Below are 14,817 nucleotides of genomic sequence, written 5' to 3'. Positions count from 1 at the left end.
ACGACTAGAGCGGCTTCTGGTAGATCAGGAAGCGGGAGACGATCTTGTAGTTGAGCTGCTCGTTGATGCCGATCATGTGGTTGTTGGACTCGGCGTTCCAGGTGTCGATCTGGGTCAGCGCCGGCTCTTCGTCGCGCAGCCAGAGCAGCATCGCGGACTTGAGCAGCGCTCCGAGGCGGTGACCGCGATGGTCGCGCGACACCGCGGTGTCATGCTGCTCGCCGATGTGCGGGCGCTCCTGCTCGACCGCGACGACCGTGTGGCCGGCCAGTTCGCCGGTGTCCTTCTTCCGGGCGACCACCCGGTAGAGGGTGTGGTCGCTCTTCGCCTGGGCCTCCTCGTACGCCCGGATCCGCTCCGGGCTGTACACGTCGTCGTCGACGTCGAGATCGTCCTTCGGCGCGTCGTTGATCGACTCGGTCACCGCGACCATGCCGTCCAGCATGTCCTCCGGCAGCGACCCCGTGAACTTCACCAGCTCGTACGCCGACGACGCCGCCACCGCCTCGTCGTACAGCCGCTGGACGATGCCCCAGTCCAGCCCGGCCAGCTCCTGGCGCCGGTTGACCTCGATCGCCTTCTGCTCGAACCCGTGCCGCTGGGCGAACGCCTCCGCCTTCGGCAGGTCGAGTCCGCCGAAGCCGACCACGTTCCGGCCGAGTTCGCGGGTCAGGTTCTCGCCGTACCCGACCAGCGCCGACCCGATGCCGCGGCCGCGGTGATCGGGATGGACCTTGACGTCGATCCAGGTCTGGTTGGTGTTCTCGTGCTTCGGCACGTTGACCGTGAGCAGGCCGACCGGCGTCCCGTCCTCGCGGGCCAGGTAGGCCTTGGGCGGGACCAGGTCCCAGCCGTAGCGCAGCATGTTCGCGAAACTCCGCGGCGTGTGCTGCAGCATCTCGGGGCGGTCCAGCTTCCAACCGGCCGAGTCCACGGCGACGGCTTCCGCGCATCCGACCTCGTCGTCGGCTGACAGTTCGGTGATCTCCACGCCCTCAGGGTCCACCGAGACGCCCGTTCTGGCGACTGGTTTATCGCCGGTAGACGCGACACACCGCAATCGCGGCACTCTTGACTGATTCCAGACTGCGGAGAAGACTCGCAAACGTGGCCATCGAGTCCGAACTCGAGCAGGTGCTACGGACGGCCGCGCTCCGGGTCACCCGTCCCCGGATGGCGGTACTGCGAGCCGTGCACCAGCATCCGCATGCCGACACCGACGGGATCATCCGGGCCACCCGCGACGAGTTGCCCGACGTGTCCCATCAAGCGGTGTACGACGTACTCCGCGCACTGGCCGACGCCGGGCTGGTCCGGCGGATCCAGCCGGCCGGGTCGGTGGCCCGTTACGAGGCGCGGGTGGGGGACAACCACCACCACCTGGTCTGCCGGTCCTGCGGCGCCATCGTCGACGTCGACTGCGCGGTCGGGCACGCACCCTGCCTCACCGCGTCCGACGACCAGGGTTTCGTCGTCGACGAGGCCGAGGTCGTGTACTGGGGTCTGTGCCCCACGTGCGCCGCCGGCACTTCCTGACATCAGCAATCGCATCGAGAGGTTGAGCATGTCCGACACACCCGGCGTTACCCAGCACGGCAGTGAGAGCGAGAACCCTGCCATCGACTCCCCGGAGCCGACGGTCAGCCGGCCGCGCACCAACCGGGACTGGTGGCCGAACCAGCTGGACCTGACGATCCTGCACCCGCACGCGGCGAAGTCGAATCCGATGGAGGAGGACTTCGACTACGCCGAGGAGTTCAGCAAGCTCGACGTCGACGAGCTCAAGCGCGATCTCGTCGAGGTGATGCGGACGTCGCAGGACTGGTGGCCCGCGGACTTCGGGCACTACGGACCGCTGTTCATCCGGATGAGCTGGCACGCGGCCGGCACGTACCGGATCGAGGACGGCCGCGGCGGCGCCGGCGACGGGGCGCAGCGGTTCGCGCCGCTGAACAGCTGGCCTGACAACGCGAACCTGGACAAGGCCCGACGGCTGCTCTGGCCGGTGAAGCAGAAGTACGGCCGGAAGATCTCGTGGGCCGACCTGCTCGTCCTGGCCGGCAACGTGGCCCTCGAGGACATGGGCTTCAAGACCTTCGGCTTCGGGTTCGGACGGGAGGACGTCTGGGAGCCGGAGGAGATCTACTGGGGTCCGGAAGACACCTGGCTCGGCGACGAGCGGTACAGCGGCGACCGCGAGCTGGGTGGGCCGCTCGGTGCGGTCCAGATGGGCCTCATCTACGTGAACCCGGAAGGCCCGAACGGCAACCCGGACCCGCTGGCCGCGGCCCGCGACATCCGCGAGACGTTCGGCCGGATGGCGATGAACGACGAGGAGACCGTCGCGCTGATCGCCGGCGGGCACACGTTCGGCAAGACCCACGGCGCCGGACCCGCGGAGAGCGTCGGTCCGGAGCCCGAGGCGGCGCCGCTCGAGGCCCAAGGGCTCGGCTGGGCGAGCAGCTACGGCACCGGCAAGGCCGGCGACGCGATCACCAGTGGACTCGAGGTGACCTGGACGAATACGCCGACCCGGTGGGGCAACGGCTTCTTCGAGAACCTGTTCGGCCACGAATGGGAGCTGACGGAGAGCCCGGCCGGCGCCAAGCAGTGGGTCGCGAAGGACGCCGGGGAGTCGGTGCCGGACGCGCACGACCCCTCGAAGAAGCACCGCCCGACGATGCTGACGACCGACCTCGCACTGCGGTTCGACCCGGTCTACGGCCCAATCTCGCGACGCTTCTTCGAGAACCCCGACGAATTCGCGCTCGCGTTCGCGAAGGCCTGGTACAAGTTGCTGCACCGCGACATGGGTCCGGTCTCGCGCTTCCTCGGTCCGTGGGTCCCGTCGGCGCAGCTGTGGCAGGACCCGGTGCCGGCGGTCGACCACGAGTTGATCGACGACGCCGACATCGCGGCGCTCAAGGAGAAGGTCCTCGGGTCCGGCTTGTCGGTGCGGCAGCTGGTGTCCACGGCGTGGGCGTCCGCGGCCAGCTTCCGCGGGACCGACAAACGCGGCGGCGCGAACGGCGCGCGGATCCGGCTCGAGCCGCAGCGCAGCTGGGAGTGCAACGAGCCGGCCGAGCTGGCGAAGGTGCTCGAGACCCTGGAGCGGATCCAGCACGACTTCAACGCGTCGCAGCCGGGTGGCAAGCGCGTGTCGCTCGCCGACCTGATCGTGCTCGGCGGCAACGCGGCGATCGAGCGGGCGGCCAAGAACGCCGGTCAGGACGTCACCGTTCCATTCCACCCGGGCCGGACCGACGCGACGCAGGAGCAGACCGACGTCGAGTCGTTCGGCGTCCTCGAGCCGCGGGCCGACGGGTTCCGGAACTACCTGCGGGCGGGGGAGAAGCTGTCGCCGGAGACCCTGCTGCTGGACCGCGCGTACCTGCTGACCCTCACGAGTCCGGAGATGACCGTTCTGGTCGGCGGACTCCGGGCGCTCGGTGCGAACGTCGGCAACGCGAAGCACGGCGTCTTCACCGACAGGACGGACACCCTGTCGACCGACTTCTTCGTCAATCTGCTGGCACCGGGATCCGAGTGGCGGGCGTCGGAGTCCGACGAGAACCTGTTCGAGATCCGCGATGTCGCGACCGGCGAGCTGAAGTGGACCGCGACGGCGGCCGACCTGATCTTCGGGTCGAACTCGCAGCTGCGCTCGCTGTCCGAGGTCTACGCGAGCGCCGATGCCCAGGAGAAGTTCGTCAAGGACTTCGTCGCGGCCTGGTCCAAGGTCATGGAGCTCGACCGCTTCGATCTGCGCTGAGGTGCCGCGTTCCGGGGCCCGCTCCTCAGGGGGCGGGCCCCGGAGCCTTGGTCAGGACGGTGCCGGCATGCCGTAGGCGTGGTCGACGGTCATCGACAACATCAACCGCTTGTCCTGCACCATCACCGCGCGGTACTCGTCCCAGTCGGGGTGTTCGCCGGACGCGGTCCGGTAGTAGTCGACGAGGTCCTCGACCACCGCGTCGTACGGCTCGGCGGCGATCGGGCTGAGCTCGGCCTTGCCCTCGAGTACGACGTACGAGCGGCCGTTCGGGCCGTTGACGTACAGGCTGGCGCGAGGGTCTCGGCGCAGGTTCTTGGTCTTGGCGCGGCCGTCGGTGAGCGAGATCCGGACGCGGTCGCCGTCGAACACATAGGTGATATTGGACAGCTGCGGCCGGCCGTCCCGCTTGATCGTGACCAGCACGCCGAGCCCGTGGGTCCCGATCCGCTCGAGGAGAGTTTGCGTCATGCCGCAAGCTTAGGAATTCAAGCGCTCTTGAAGGCAAGGAACGTCCGGACCGTGGCCAGCCAGCGTTCGGGTGCGTGGGTGTGGATGCGGTGACCGGCCTCGATCGTGGTGATGGTTGCCGATGGCATCAGATCGGCGACCAGCTCGAAGCGGGACTGGTCCAGGTGGCTCTTCGGGCCGCCCGCGAGGAGCATTGTGGGCGATCGGATCGTCGACAATCCGGCCCACCATCCTGGCTGCGGGCGGCGGAGGTCCGCGATGACGTCTCTTAGGAGGAGCGGGTCGCACTTGCGTCGGGTCATCCAGCCGGCCGCTAGCAGTGCTAGCCCCGGCGTCGCGCGCGTGGTTGGTGCGGTGTCCGCGGCGTCCCGTGGCGGTACCGGCAGTTCTTCCAGGACCAGGCGGTCGACGCGATCGGGGTCCGCCATCGCGACAGCGCTCGCCACGAACGCTCCGAGCGAATTGCCGACAATCGTCAGGTGGTCCAGGCCGTCGAGTTCACCCAGTACCTGCTTGCGGAAGTCGTCGAGCCGGTACGGGCGGCGCCGCGGAGCGTTCCCGTGGCCCAGCAACGTCGGACGATGTACCCGGTACCCCAACGCCTCGAACTCGGGCACGAAGCGGTCCCAGGTCGACGGTCCACTCGTACCTGCGTGCAAACACACCAGATCTCTCATTGAACGCTCCCCTCAAACACTCACCAGAAGTACGCCGGCCACCACGACGACCAGTCCCGCGACGCGCGGCCGCTCGCGGAGCACGACTGCGCCGAGCAGTGCGCCGAGGACGACGTTCAGCGTCCGGCCGACCGCCACCGTGCCGACCGACGCGAACGACAATGCCAGCAGCACCAGCCCGTAACTGGCCGGCATCAACACCGCGATCGGTACGGCGGCCCGCCAGTGCCGGACCGCACCGCGGACGTCGTGGACGATTGTCGACAACACGACGATCTGCGTCACGTTCGCAACGGCCAGGTACGAGAGCAGGTCGACCTGCAATGACTCGACCGCAAACGCGTCCCACAACGTGTACGCCGCCGTACATCCCGCCACCGCCAGCCCGAGCGCGACACTGCGCCGCTGTGAACGTGGCGGATCCAGGATGAGTACGCCGGTCAGCACCAAGGCTGCACCGACGTACACCTGCGGATGTGGCGGCATCGCGGCGATCGCGACCAGCGCCGGCGCCGTGCCCCGGCTGATCGGGTACACGGTCGAGAACTCGCCTAGCGCGTAGGCCTTCTGCAGCGTGACGGCGTACGTCGTGTGCAGGGCCATGCTCACCACGCCGGCCCACCAGGCCGGGGTGAGTGAGCCGCGAACGAGCAGGACGATCGAGACGGGCAGTGTGAACAGGCCGCACAGCCAGACGAACGCCGGACCGCCGAGGCCACTGCGTTTGAGTAGCAGGTTCCAGGCCGCGTGGCAGCAGGCGGAAGCCGTCAGCAGGCCTAGGGCAGTCACGTAGACAATGTCTACACGAGTTCGGTAGACGCTGTCTACTCGAACCTGTGGATCCGCTGAAGAAGGCCGCCGGATGCTGGCCCGGCGAGCGTGCGCTGGACACGATCGGGAGCATGACCGGGATCAGTGAGAGAGCCGTCGTGCGGCGGCTGAACGATCGGCTGGGCTTCGGCCCCGCGCCGGGCGACCTGGAGGCCGGAGTCGACGCGACGGTACGGCGCCTGCTCGGTCCGGGCGCGGATGCGGCCGCGGCGGCGATCGCCGTACCGACCGGCCTCGAACCGCCGGCGAAGCCGAAGAAGCCGGACAAGCAGGACAAGGACGGGAAGAAGCCGAGGCAGGATACGGCGAAGGGCCCAGGCGCTGAGACGACTCCAGGCGCGGAGAGGAGCCCAGGCGGGGAGAGGAGCCCAGACGGGGAGAGGAGCCCAGACGGGGAGAGGAGTTCAGGCGCGGAGCGGGATCCGGAGGCGAAGAAGGCTGCTAATCGGCAGCGGGCCGCGCAGGAACGGAAGTTGACGCTCTGGTGGCTCGACCGGATGGTCGTGAGCCGGACCGCGGGGGAGCGGCTGACCTGGTTCTGGCACGGGCACTTCGCGACCAGCAACCAGAAGGTCCGCAACGCCGCCTGGATGCTGGCGCAGAACCAGACCCAGCGCCGTCTTGCCCTCGGCCGGTTCGGCGACCTGGCGCAGGCGATGATTGTCGACAATGCCACGATCCGATGGCTGGATGGTCAACGAAATCGCAAGGGGTCGCCGAACGAGAACCTGGCCCGCGAGTTCCTGGAGCTGTTCACGCTGGGCATCGGCCACTACCAGGAAGCGGATGTGGCGCAGGGTGCGCGCTGCCTGACCGGGTGGGTGCTGCGGGAAGACGGCGCGACGTTCCAGCGCCGGCGGTTCGACTCCGGGACGAAGACGGTGCTCGGCAGGACCGGCGACTTCGACGCGAAGGATTTCGCGGCGCTCGCGTTGGCGCAGCCCGCGTCGGCCGCGTTCGTGATCGGGCGGTTGTGGTTCCGGTTGGTGTCGGCGACGCCGCCCGATGCGGCGACGGTCGCCCGGCTGAGTACGGCGTACGGCGGCAGCCGGGACGTGAGGTCGTTGCTGACGGCAATGGTTGGGGAGGCGGGATTCCGGGATCCGGCGGCGAGTCTGGTGAAACAGCCGGTCGAGTGGGCGGTCGGGTTGCTGCGTGCGCTGGGTGTCCGGCCGGGGAAGCTGGCCGAGAAGGAGCAGACCAAGTTGCTCGCCGGGCTGCGGGGGATGGGCCAGTTGCCGTACCGCCCGCCGAGTGTCGGTGGGTGGCCGGCCGGTGCGAGCTGGCTGACCACGTCGGCCGGTGTGACGCGGCTGCAGCTCGCGCAGCAGCTGGCGAAGAAAGCCGACCTGTCGATTGTCGACAACGCAACCGATCGAGTGAGCGCGGTCGGCGCGCTGCTGGGTGTCGACAGTTGGTCCCAGCGGACCCGGTCGGCGCTGGCCGGTGTGAAGGATCCAGTGCAGCTGACCGCGGTGGCGGCGTGCGCACCTGAGTACGTCGTGAACGGATAGGAGAATTGTGGACAATCTGACGAGACGACGGTTCCTGACGCTCAGCGGGGTGACCGCGGCAGGTGCACTGGCGGCCGGGGCGACTCAAGTGAACTGGTCCGACCTCATGGCCGCGGCCGTCGACGATCCGCTGCCGAGTGATCAGTCGGTGCTGGTCGTGATCACGTTGTACGGCGGGAACGACGGACTCAACACGGTCGTCCCCGCGGCGGACCCGGCGTACCAGAAGGCTCGGCCGGACCTGGCGTACGCGGGCAACGACGTGCTCGACCTCGGCGACGGACTCGGACTGAATCCGGGGATGAAGGGCTTGAAGGGGTTGTGGGACAGCAAGCGGCTCGCGATCGTGCGTGGCGTCGGTTATCCGGAGCCCGATCGCAGTCATTTCCGGTCGATGGCGATCTGGCAGACGGCGTCGCCGAAGTCACCGGTACCGACCGGGTGGCTCGGCCGCTGGCTGGACGCGACCGGAGCCGGCCCGCTGCGGGCAGTCTCTGTCGAGCCAACCCTGCCGCCTTTACTCGCCGGCGAGACCACGGCCGCGGCATCACTGCCCTTGCGCGGGTTGGCGTTGCCGGGCGGTGCGTTGGGTACGGCGTACGCGGCGCTGGGCAAACCGAGTCCGGGCGAGGGCCCCTGGCAGGCGCGAGCGGCCAAGTCGGTGCAGGATCTGCAGAACGCGGCGCAGGTGCTGGGGAAGGCCGTTCGGAGCGGTCATGAGCAGGAGGACGAGGACGACGAGGAGCGCACGAAGGGTGCGTCCGCGGGCGGTGCCTCGCAGCTTGGCGCGCAACTCGAACTGATCGCCGGGCTGATCGAGGCGGGAGTGCCGACGCGGGCGTACTCCGCGTCGCTCGGCGGCTTCGACACGCATGCGGACGAGCGCGGGACCCAGCAGCGGTTGCTGACCGAGCTCGACGGTGCGCTGACGCCGTTCGTGCAACGGCTACAGCGGAGCGACCGGGGGAAGAACGCGGTCGTCCTCGTGTACTCGGAGTTCGGGCGCCGGGTGCAGGCGAACGGCAGCGACGGCACCGACCACGGCACGGCCGGCCCGGTCCTCGTCCTCGGCGAGAAGGTGACCGGCGGCTTCTACGGCGAACAGCCCAGTCTGACCGACCTGTCGAACGGCGACCTGAAGTCCACCACGGACTTCCGTGACGTCTACGCCACAGTCCTCCAGCACGTCCTAGGCGCCGACCCCGCCCGAATCCTCGCCAACCACACCACCACCATCAACGGCCTCCTCCGAGCCTGACCCCCGCCCGACCGCGCTCCGCGCTACCGCAACTTGCTGGGTCAGCGAGGCAAATGGGGCCGCGGGATCAGGTTCAGCGTGGGGTAGGTGGCGGGGCGAGGGGTGGGAGGTGGAGGTGGAAGGCGGCGCCTTGGTGGCCGTCGGGGCGGTTGGTGACGGTCAGGTCGCCGCCGTGGGCTCGGGCTACGCCGCGGGCGATTGCGAGGCCCAGACCGGCGCCTTTGCTGTCGGGGCCGTGGACGAGGCGGGCGAAGATGCGGTCGCGGACGGGCGGCGGTACGCCGGGACCGTCGTCCTCGACGAGTACGCCGGTGGGTGCAACTGTGATGCGCAGCGCGTGGGCCCCGGCCTGGCGGGCGTTGTCGACGAGGTTGGTGAGGACCTGGGTGAGCCGGTCAGCGTCGGCGGTGACGGTCGCCGAGCCGACGATCTCGACGCGAACATCGGGTGCGACCAAGCGAAGGCGAGCCGCCTGAGCCTCGGCGAGGTCGCGGAGGTCCACAGGTGCCAGGTGTAGCTGGAGCCCGGCGTCGATGCGGCTGAGTTCGAGGAGGTCGGAGACCAGCGTGCCGGCGCGACGGGACTCGCGGACCAACAACAGCTCGAGTTCCTCACGTTGCGCGGGCGACGCCTCCGGACCTAGCTGGATCAGGGTTTCGGCAGCGGTTTGAAGACCTGCGACCGGAGTGCGCAGCTCGTGTGCGGCATCGGCGACGAACTCCCGCATCCGGTCTTCCGATCGCCGCGCCGCACCCTCAGCGCCTTCGAGAGCATCGAGCATCTCGTCGAAGGCGGTTGCGGTGCGGCCGAGTTCGGTGTCCGCGCGCGACGGTTGCAACCGTCCGCCCCGCCGTCCCGCCGCGATCGACCGCGCCAACCCCGTCATCGCGTCCAACGGTGCCAACGCGAACCGCATCCCGATCACCAATGCGAGCGCGGTGATCAGAATCGCCAGCCCGCCGGAGATCAGCAGAACGTTCCGCAATCGGGCACTCGCGTCGGCCAGCAACCCGGTGTCCGCGGACAACAGCAACGTCGCGCCCTTCGTCTGCTGGCCCGCCTGCAGCGTTGCCTTCACCTGCCGGACGGTCGCACCCGGACCGATCGGCGGGGCACCGAGCTGCCGCCCGTTGCGCAGGATCAGTGTCACCCGGACCCCGTCCGCGTCCACCCGCCGTACCAAGTTGCCTGGCGCAACGTTCTGCCGCGCGAGCTGCTGTGCCAGTTGCGCCCGCCCGGTGAGCAGCGAGTCGAGACTGCGCTCGGCTTGCGCGTCGAACACCGCCTTCACCGCCAGCCCGGTGATCGGCAGCACCACCAGCAGTACGGCGATAGCGGTCAACGTCACCCGCACACGCAGCGACAGGTTCATGCGCGCAACACGTACCCCGAGCCGCGGACCGTGTGCAGCAGGCGCGGGCCGTGCGCCTCCAGTTTGCGGCGCAGACCGCTGACGTAGACCTCGACCAGGTTGTCCGCATAGTCGTCGTACCCCCAGACCGCGGTCAGCAGTTGCGTCTTGCCGACCACCTTCCCGTCCCGTCCGGCCAGGAACGCGAGCAGCTTGAACTCGGTCGCCGTCAGCTCGATCGCCGTCCCGGCCCGGCGTACCGCTTGCGCCTCGACGTCCACCTCGAGATCGCCCACCGTCAGCACGGTCCGCAACCGTCCCATCCGGCGCAGCACCGCCTCCACGCGGGCGATCAGCTCGGCCAGGACGAACGGCTTCACCACGTAGTCGTCCGCGCCGGTCCGCAACCCGTGCAGACGGTCCCCAACAGCGTCGCGCGCGGTCAGCAGGATCACGCCGGCGTTCGACGTCTCGCGGGCGAGCGCCAGCAGTTCGAACCCGTCTCGCCCGGGCAGCATCACATCCAGCAGCACCAGATCCGGCCGGTACGTCGCCAGTTCCCGTTCGAACCCGTCACCGTCAGGCTGCGTCCGTACGTCGTACCCCGCCTCCGTCAGCGCGATCCCGACGGCGGTCCGGATCGGTTCCGCGTCCTCCACCACGAGTACTCGCGCCGTCATCCGCCCATCCTCGCACCGGCCGCGAACCATCCCGCGAGCCCGCGACGCGGATCCTCAGCACATCCTCAGCGAGCACCTCGTAACTCTCCGTGTCTCGCCGGTCGAGATCCCCGGTTCGACGGGCCGGGGGAGTTGTGCATAGACTCATCGGCATCATGCGGCACCAGTTTCTCCTCCTTCGCTGCCGCGGCGAGGCCTGTTAAGGCCGGTTCCCTCGCCGCGGAGTTTTGTCGTACGCCGGTCGTCCAAGCGACCCTGTGCAGTAGACAGCTTCTCGAGGAGAACCCCCGTGGCACCGAAGAACCAGCCCAAGCCTGTTCAGCAGCCGTCCGGTATGCCGACCCACCGCTACCGCGCGTTCCCGCCGATCGACCTGCCCGACCGCACCTGGCCGGCCAAGTCCGTCGACCGCACCCCGCGCTGGCTGTCCACCGACCTCCGCGACGGCAACCAGGCGCTCGTCGAGCCGATGTCCCCGGCCCGCAAGCGGCGGATGTTCGACCTGCTGGTGAAGATGGGCTACAAGGAGATCGAGGTCGGTTTCCCGAGCGCCAGCCAGTACGACTTCGACTTCGTCCGGAGCCTGATCGAGGACGACGTCATCCCGGACGACGTGACGATCTCGGTGCTGACCCAGGCGCGCGAGGAGCTGATCGAGCGCACCGTGCAGTCGCTGCAGGGCTCGCCGAAGGCCACCATCCACCTTTACAACGCGACCGCGCCGTTGTTCCGCCGGGTGGTGTTCAACGTCGACAAGGCCGAGTGCCGCACGATCGCGGTCCGCGGCACCGAGACCGTGATGAAGTACGCCGACGAGATCCTGGGCGACTGCGAGTTCGGGTACCAGTACAGCCCGGAGATCTTCACCGGCACCGAGCTGGAGTTCGCGCTCGAGGTGTGCGAGGCGGTCAGTGACGTCTGGCAGCCCGCCGAGGGCCGCGAGATCATCCTGAACCTGCCGGCCACCGTCGAGATGTGCACCCCGAACGTGTACGCCGACCAGATCGAGTGGTTCGGCCGCAACCTGACCCGGCGTGCGCACAGCACGATCAGCCTGCACCCGCACAACGACCGCGGTACGGCGGTGGCTGCCACCGAGCTGGCGCTGATGGCCGGCGCGGACCGCGTCGAGGGCTGCCTGTTCGGCCACGGTGAGCGGACCGGCAACGTCGACCTGGTCACGCTGGGAATGAACCTGTTCAGCCAGGGCATCGACCCGCAGATCGACTTCTCCGACATCGACGAGATCCGCCGCACGGTCGAGTACTGCACACAGATGCGCGTTCCCGAGCGTCAGCCGTACGCCGGTGACCTGGTCTACACCGCCTTCTCGGGCTCGCACCAGGACGCGATCAAGAAGGGCCTGGAGGCGCTGGACAAGCAGGCCGCGGCCGAGGGCAAGCCGGTCGGCGAGATCGCCTGGGAGGCGCCGTACCTGCCGATCGACCCGAAGGACGTCGGCCGCAGCTACGAGGCCGTGATCCGGGTCAACTCGCAGTCCGGCAAGGGCGGCGTCGCGTACATCATGAAGTCCGAGCACCGGCTCGACCTGCCGCGCCGGCTGCAGATCGAGTTCAGCCGGGTGATCCAGCAGCACACCGACAACGAGGGCGGCGAGGTCGGTCCGCAGCAGATGTGGGACATCTTCGCGGCCGAGTACCTGGCACCGGGCCCGCTGTCGCTGCTCAGCGTCAACTCGACGTCCGGTGAGGGGCAGGGCGACCAGCTCCGGGTTCAGGTCTATGCCAACGGTGTGCCGCACGAACTGGTTGGCGAGGGCAACGGTCCGGTGTCGGCCTTCGTGGACGCGATCAAGCCGCTGAAGTACGACGTACGGGTGCTGGACTACCACGAGCATGCGCTTTCCGCGGGCGGTGACGCGCTGGCCGCGGCGTACGTCGAATGCGAGGTCGGTGACGAGGTGTTCTGGGGTGTCGGCCGGGACGCCAACATTCTCACTGCTTCGTTGAAGGCGGTCGTCTCGGCTGTCAACCGCGCCACGCGCTGACAGTAGTCGAACCTTCACCCCGAATCGCCCGCTTCCGTGTCGGAGGCGGGCGATTCCTGCACGCCCCGGTACCGTTGCGTCACGGTCCGCGACGTTGTCTCAACGTTGCCTCAAGTCGTTGACTCGGTGACCGAGGTTGCGCAGACTGTCGTCACTATGCGCAGACTCTTGCAAGACAGCGTTACTAATTCGTGCTGTTGAGGGTCTGCGCCACCGGCTTTCCCTGGTAGTCGCGTGGAGGTGAGCAGTGAGTGGTGCGGTCGACACGTCCGCGGCGAAGCTGATCGAAGGACCGGTCGTCGAACCGAGACCCTCGGCTGCTCGGCGTTTTGTCAACGCCTGGCTGGTCCGAAGACTCTTCAAGGCGGTCCTGACGGTCTTCATCGTCACCACCGGCACGTTCTTCCTGGTCAGATTGTTGCCCGGTAACCCGGTCGACACCTATATCCAGACGCAGATCGCGCAGACCGGTATCTCGTACGAGGCGGCCGCCGCCCAGGCGCAGAACCTGTTCTCGCTCGACCCGGACGCCCCGGTGATCTCGCAGTACGCGACCTACATGGTCAACCTGCTGCACGGCGACTTCGGCAACTCGACGCTGTCGCCGGGTACCACAGTCGCGCAGGTGATCAAGACCTACTTGCCGTGGACGCTGTTCTCGGTCGGTGTCGCGACGGTTATCAGCTTCATCGTCGGCATCGTGGCCGGCATGATCATGGCCTACCGGCGGGAGAGCTGGATCGACCACCTGCTGACGTCGATCGGCTCGTTGCTGCACGCGATCCCGAACTACATCCTGGCGATCCTGATCGTGGTCTTCCTCGGCGTGAAGTTGCAGCTGTTCAACCTGACCGAGGCCCGCGGCTCGTACACGGCAGGAGTGGAGCCGTCGTTCAGCCTGAGCTTCCTGAACGACATCTTCTACCACGCGTTCCTGCCGATCCTCGCCTACGCGCTGACCACGGTCGGCTCCTGGGCGCTGGTGATGAAGTCGTCCACGGTGGAGACCCTCGGCGAGGACTACGTGACGGTCGCCCGGGCGCGCGGTCTGTCGGACAACCGGATCCGGTCCGGGTACGTCGGACGCAACGCCGTACTGCCCCTGTTCAGCCAGCTCGCGGTGTCGCTGGGATTCGTGGTCGGCGGCGCGATCTTCGTGGAGAAGATCTTCGGCTACCAGGGCATCGGCTTCAGCCTCTTCAACGCGGTCAACGGCCGCGACTATCCGGTGCTGCAGGGGATCTTCCTGGTCGTCACGATCTCGGTGGTCGCGGCCAACCTGCTCGCGGACGTCCTCTACAGCCGCCTGGATCCGCGGATCCGGGTCGGCGGCAAGGCCAAGGGGTGAGCTGAGATGACAGAAGCAACGATTCCGGTCACCTCGATCGGCACGACCGGCGTCTCACGGTTCGCCGGCATCCTCAGCTCACTGCGCCGCAGTCCAGCGGGTTTCATCGGCTTCGTGGTGGTGCTGCTGCTGGTACTGGTCTCCGCGATCGGGCCTTTCTTCGCGCCCGACATCGCGCCGAACGTCAAGGAGATCCTGCTCCCGGCCGGCTCTCCGGGCCACCTGCTCGGTACCGACAACGAGGGCAAGGACGTCCTGGCCCAGATGATCGGCGGCGGCCGCACCGTCATCTTCGTCGGCTTCTTCGCCGCGGCGATCTCGACGGCCATCGCGATCGTGCTCGGATCGCTGGCCGCCTACCTGGGCGGATGGGTCGACTCCGCGGTGGTCACCGTGGCCGACGTCTTCCTGACGGTCCCCCCGATCATCCTGCTCGCGGTACTCGGCGCGTTCTTCAAGCTCGATTCGCCGATCCTGCTCGCGTTGCTGGTCGGCGTCCTGTCCTGGCCGGTGCTGACCCGGGCGGTGCGGGCGCAGGTCCTCTCCCTCAAGGAGCGAGAGTTCGTCGAGGCGGCCCGGCTGCTCGACCTCGGGACAGTGCGGGTGGTGTTCGTCGAGATCCTGCCGAACATGGCCAGCTTCATCCTGATGAACTTCATGATCGGCGTGACGAACGCGATCTACCAGCTGGTCGGCTTCTACCTGCTCGGGCTGGCGCCGCTGAGTGGGGCGAACTGGGGCATCATGCTCAACCGTGCCTGGATCGCCGGCGCCATCTTCAACGACGCGAGCCTGGCCTGGATCCTCAGCCCGATCGTCGCGATCATCCTGCTGCAGCTCGGACTGGTGATGATGACGAGATCCCTCGAAGAGATCCTCAACCCGCGGCTCCGGGACCGGTGATCAC

Annotated in this window: 13 protein-coding genes; 7 read left to right on the top strand and 6 right to left on the bottom strand. The window is 68.2% G+C overall.

What is annotated here, in order from left to right; translation table 11 throughout:
• Positions 1–4: 4 nt before the first annotated feature.
• Entirely contained in the window at positions 5–991 is a 987-nt protein-coding gene (locus EV647_RS06970; protein ID WP_238175192.1) for a GNAT family N-acetyltransferase, read from the bottom strand.
• A gap of 116 nt (positions 992–1,107) precedes the next feature.
• Between EV647_RS06970 and EV647_RS06965 the strand changes: the two genes are divergently transcribed.
• Together EV647_RS06965 and katG are read left to right on the top strand one after the other, a co-directional pair.
• A complete protein-coding gene (locus tag EV647_RS06965; RefSeq protein ID WP_134000091.1) occupies positions 1,108–1,536 on the top strand; it encodes a Fur family transcriptional regulator in 429 nt (142 codons plus the stop codon).
• A gap of 28 nt (positions 1,537–1,564) precedes the next feature.
• A complete protein-coding gene (gene katG, locus EV647_RS06960) occupies positions 1,565–3,772 on the top strand; it encodes a catalase/peroxidase HPI (protein WP_134000088.1) in 2,208 nt (735 codons plus the stop codon).
• Positions 3,773–3,823: 51 nt separating this feature from the next.
• On the opposite strand, the gene EV647_RS06955 is transcribed toward katG, so the two are convergent.
• From EV647_RS06955 to EV647_RS06945, 3 genes are read right to left on the bottom strand one after another with little or no spacing between them, the layout of a single operon-like run.
• Positions 3,824–4,243 carry a PPOX class F420-dependent oxidoreductase gene (locus EV647_RS06955; protein WP_134000085.1) on the bottom strand — a complete coding sequence of 140 codons (420 nt, stop codon included), beginning with the start codon at positions 4,241–4,243 and terminating at the stop codon, positions 3,824–3,826.
• Between the two features lie 17 nt (positions 4,244–4,260).
• Positions 4,261–4,920, bottom strand: a complete 660-nt coding sequence (locus EV647_RS06950) for an alpha/beta fold hydrolase (RefSeq protein WP_134000082.1) — start codon at positions 4,918–4,920, stop codon at positions 4,261–4,263.
• Positions 4,921–4,932: 12 nt separating this feature from the next.
• Positions 4,933–5,709 (bottom strand): hypothetical protein, encoded by a 777-nt coding sequence (locus tag EV647_RS06945; protein ID WP_134000079.1) that lies wholly within the window; start codon positions 5,707–5,709, stop codon positions 4,933–4,935.
• 47 nt (positions 5,710–5,756) lie between these two features.
• Here EV647_RS06945 and EV647_RS06940 point away from each other — a divergent pair, with 47 nt between their 5' ends.
• On the top strand, positions 5,757–7,265 hold the full coding sequence (locus EV647_RS06940) for a DUF1800 family protein (RefSeq protein ID WP_238177063.1): 1,509 nt from the start codon (positions 5,757–5,759) through the stop codon (positions 7,263–7,265).
• A gap of 7 nt (positions 7,266–7,272) precedes the next feature.
• Positions 7,273–8,523, top strand: coding sequence for a DUF1501 domain-containing protein (locus EV647_RS06935; RefSeq protein ID WP_134000076.1), 1,251 nt, complete (start codon positions 7,273–7,275; stop codon positions 8,521–8,523).
• Between the two features lie 73 nt (positions 8,524–8,596).
• Here the strand turns inward: EV647_RS06935 and EV647_RS06930 are convergent, their stop codons facing one another.
• Together EV647_RS06930 and EV647_RS06925 are read right to left on the bottom strand one after the other, a co-directional pair.
• Entirely contained in the window at positions 8,597–9,871 is a 1,275-nt protein-coding gene (locus EV647_RS06930) for a cell wall metabolism sensor histidine kinase WalK (RefSeq protein WP_238177062.1), read from the bottom strand.
• Between the two features lie 20 nt (positions 9,872–9,891).
• Entirely contained in the window at positions 9,892–10,554 is a 663-nt protein-coding gene (locus EV647_RS06925; RefSeq protein WP_134000070.1) for a response regulator transcription factor, read from the bottom strand.
• Positions 10,555–10,888: 334 nt separating this feature from the next.
• On the opposite strand from EV647_RS06925, the gene leuA reads away from it, so the two are divergent.
• From leuA to EV647_RS06910, 3 genes are all read left to right on the top strand, one after another.
• Positions 10,889–12,562, top strand: a complete 1,674-nt coding sequence (gene leuA, locus EV647_RS06920) for a 2-isopropylmalate synthase (RefSeq protein ID WP_202876124.1) — start codon at positions 10,889–10,891, stop codon at positions 12,560–12,562.
• A 247-nt stretch (positions 12,563–12,809) separates the two neighbouring features.
• The gene (locus EV647_RS06915) at positions 12,810–13,910 is read left to right on the top strand and encodes an ABC transporter permease (protein WP_238175190.1); all 1,101 of its coding nucleotides are present in this window, start codon (positions 12,810–12,812) and stop codon (positions 13,908–13,910) included.
• A 6-nt stretch (positions 13,911–13,916) separates the two neighbouring features.
• Complete coding sequence (locus EV647_RS06910; protein ID WP_134000063.1) at positions 13,917–14,813, top strand: ABC transporter permease; 897 nt, start codon at positions 13,917–13,919, stop codon at positions 14,811–14,813.
• The last annotated feature ends 4 nt before the right edge of the window (positions 14,814–14,817 follow it).

The organism is Kribbella sp. VKM Ac-2566 (assembly GCF_004366005.1).
Classification (GTDB): Bacteria; Actinomycetota; Actinomycetes; order Propionibacteriales; family Kribbellaceae; genus Kribbella; species Kribbella pratensis.
This window is presented reverse-complemented; position numbering and strand designations above follow the sequence as displayed.

Excerpts from the sequence above, each read along its gene's own strand:
- leuA (WP_202876124.1), top strand. The coding sequence starts at position 10,889 with ATGCCGACCCACCGCTACCGCGCGTTCCCGCCGATCGACCTGCCCGAC.
- EV647_RS06950 (WP_134000082.1), bottom strand. The coding sequence starts at position 4,920 with ATGAGAGATCTGGTGTGTTTGCACGCAGGTACGAGTGGACCGTCGACC.
- EV647_RS06925 (WP_134000070.1), bottom strand. The coding sequence starts at position 10,554 with ATGACGGCGCGAGTACTCGTGGTGGAGGACGCGGAACCGATCCGGACC.
- EV647_RS06910 (WP_134000063.1), top strand. The coding sequence starts at position 13,917 with ATGACAGAAGCAACGATTCCGGTCACCTCGATCGGCACGACCGGCGTC.
- EV647_RS06955 (WP_134000085.1), bottom strand. The coding sequence starts at position 4,243 with ATGACGCAAACTCTCCTCGAGCGGATCGGGACCCACGGGCTCGGCGTG.
- katG (WP_134000088.1), top strand. The coding sequence starts at position 1,565 with ATGTCCGACACACCCGGCGTTACCCAGCACGGCAGTGAGAGCGAGAAC.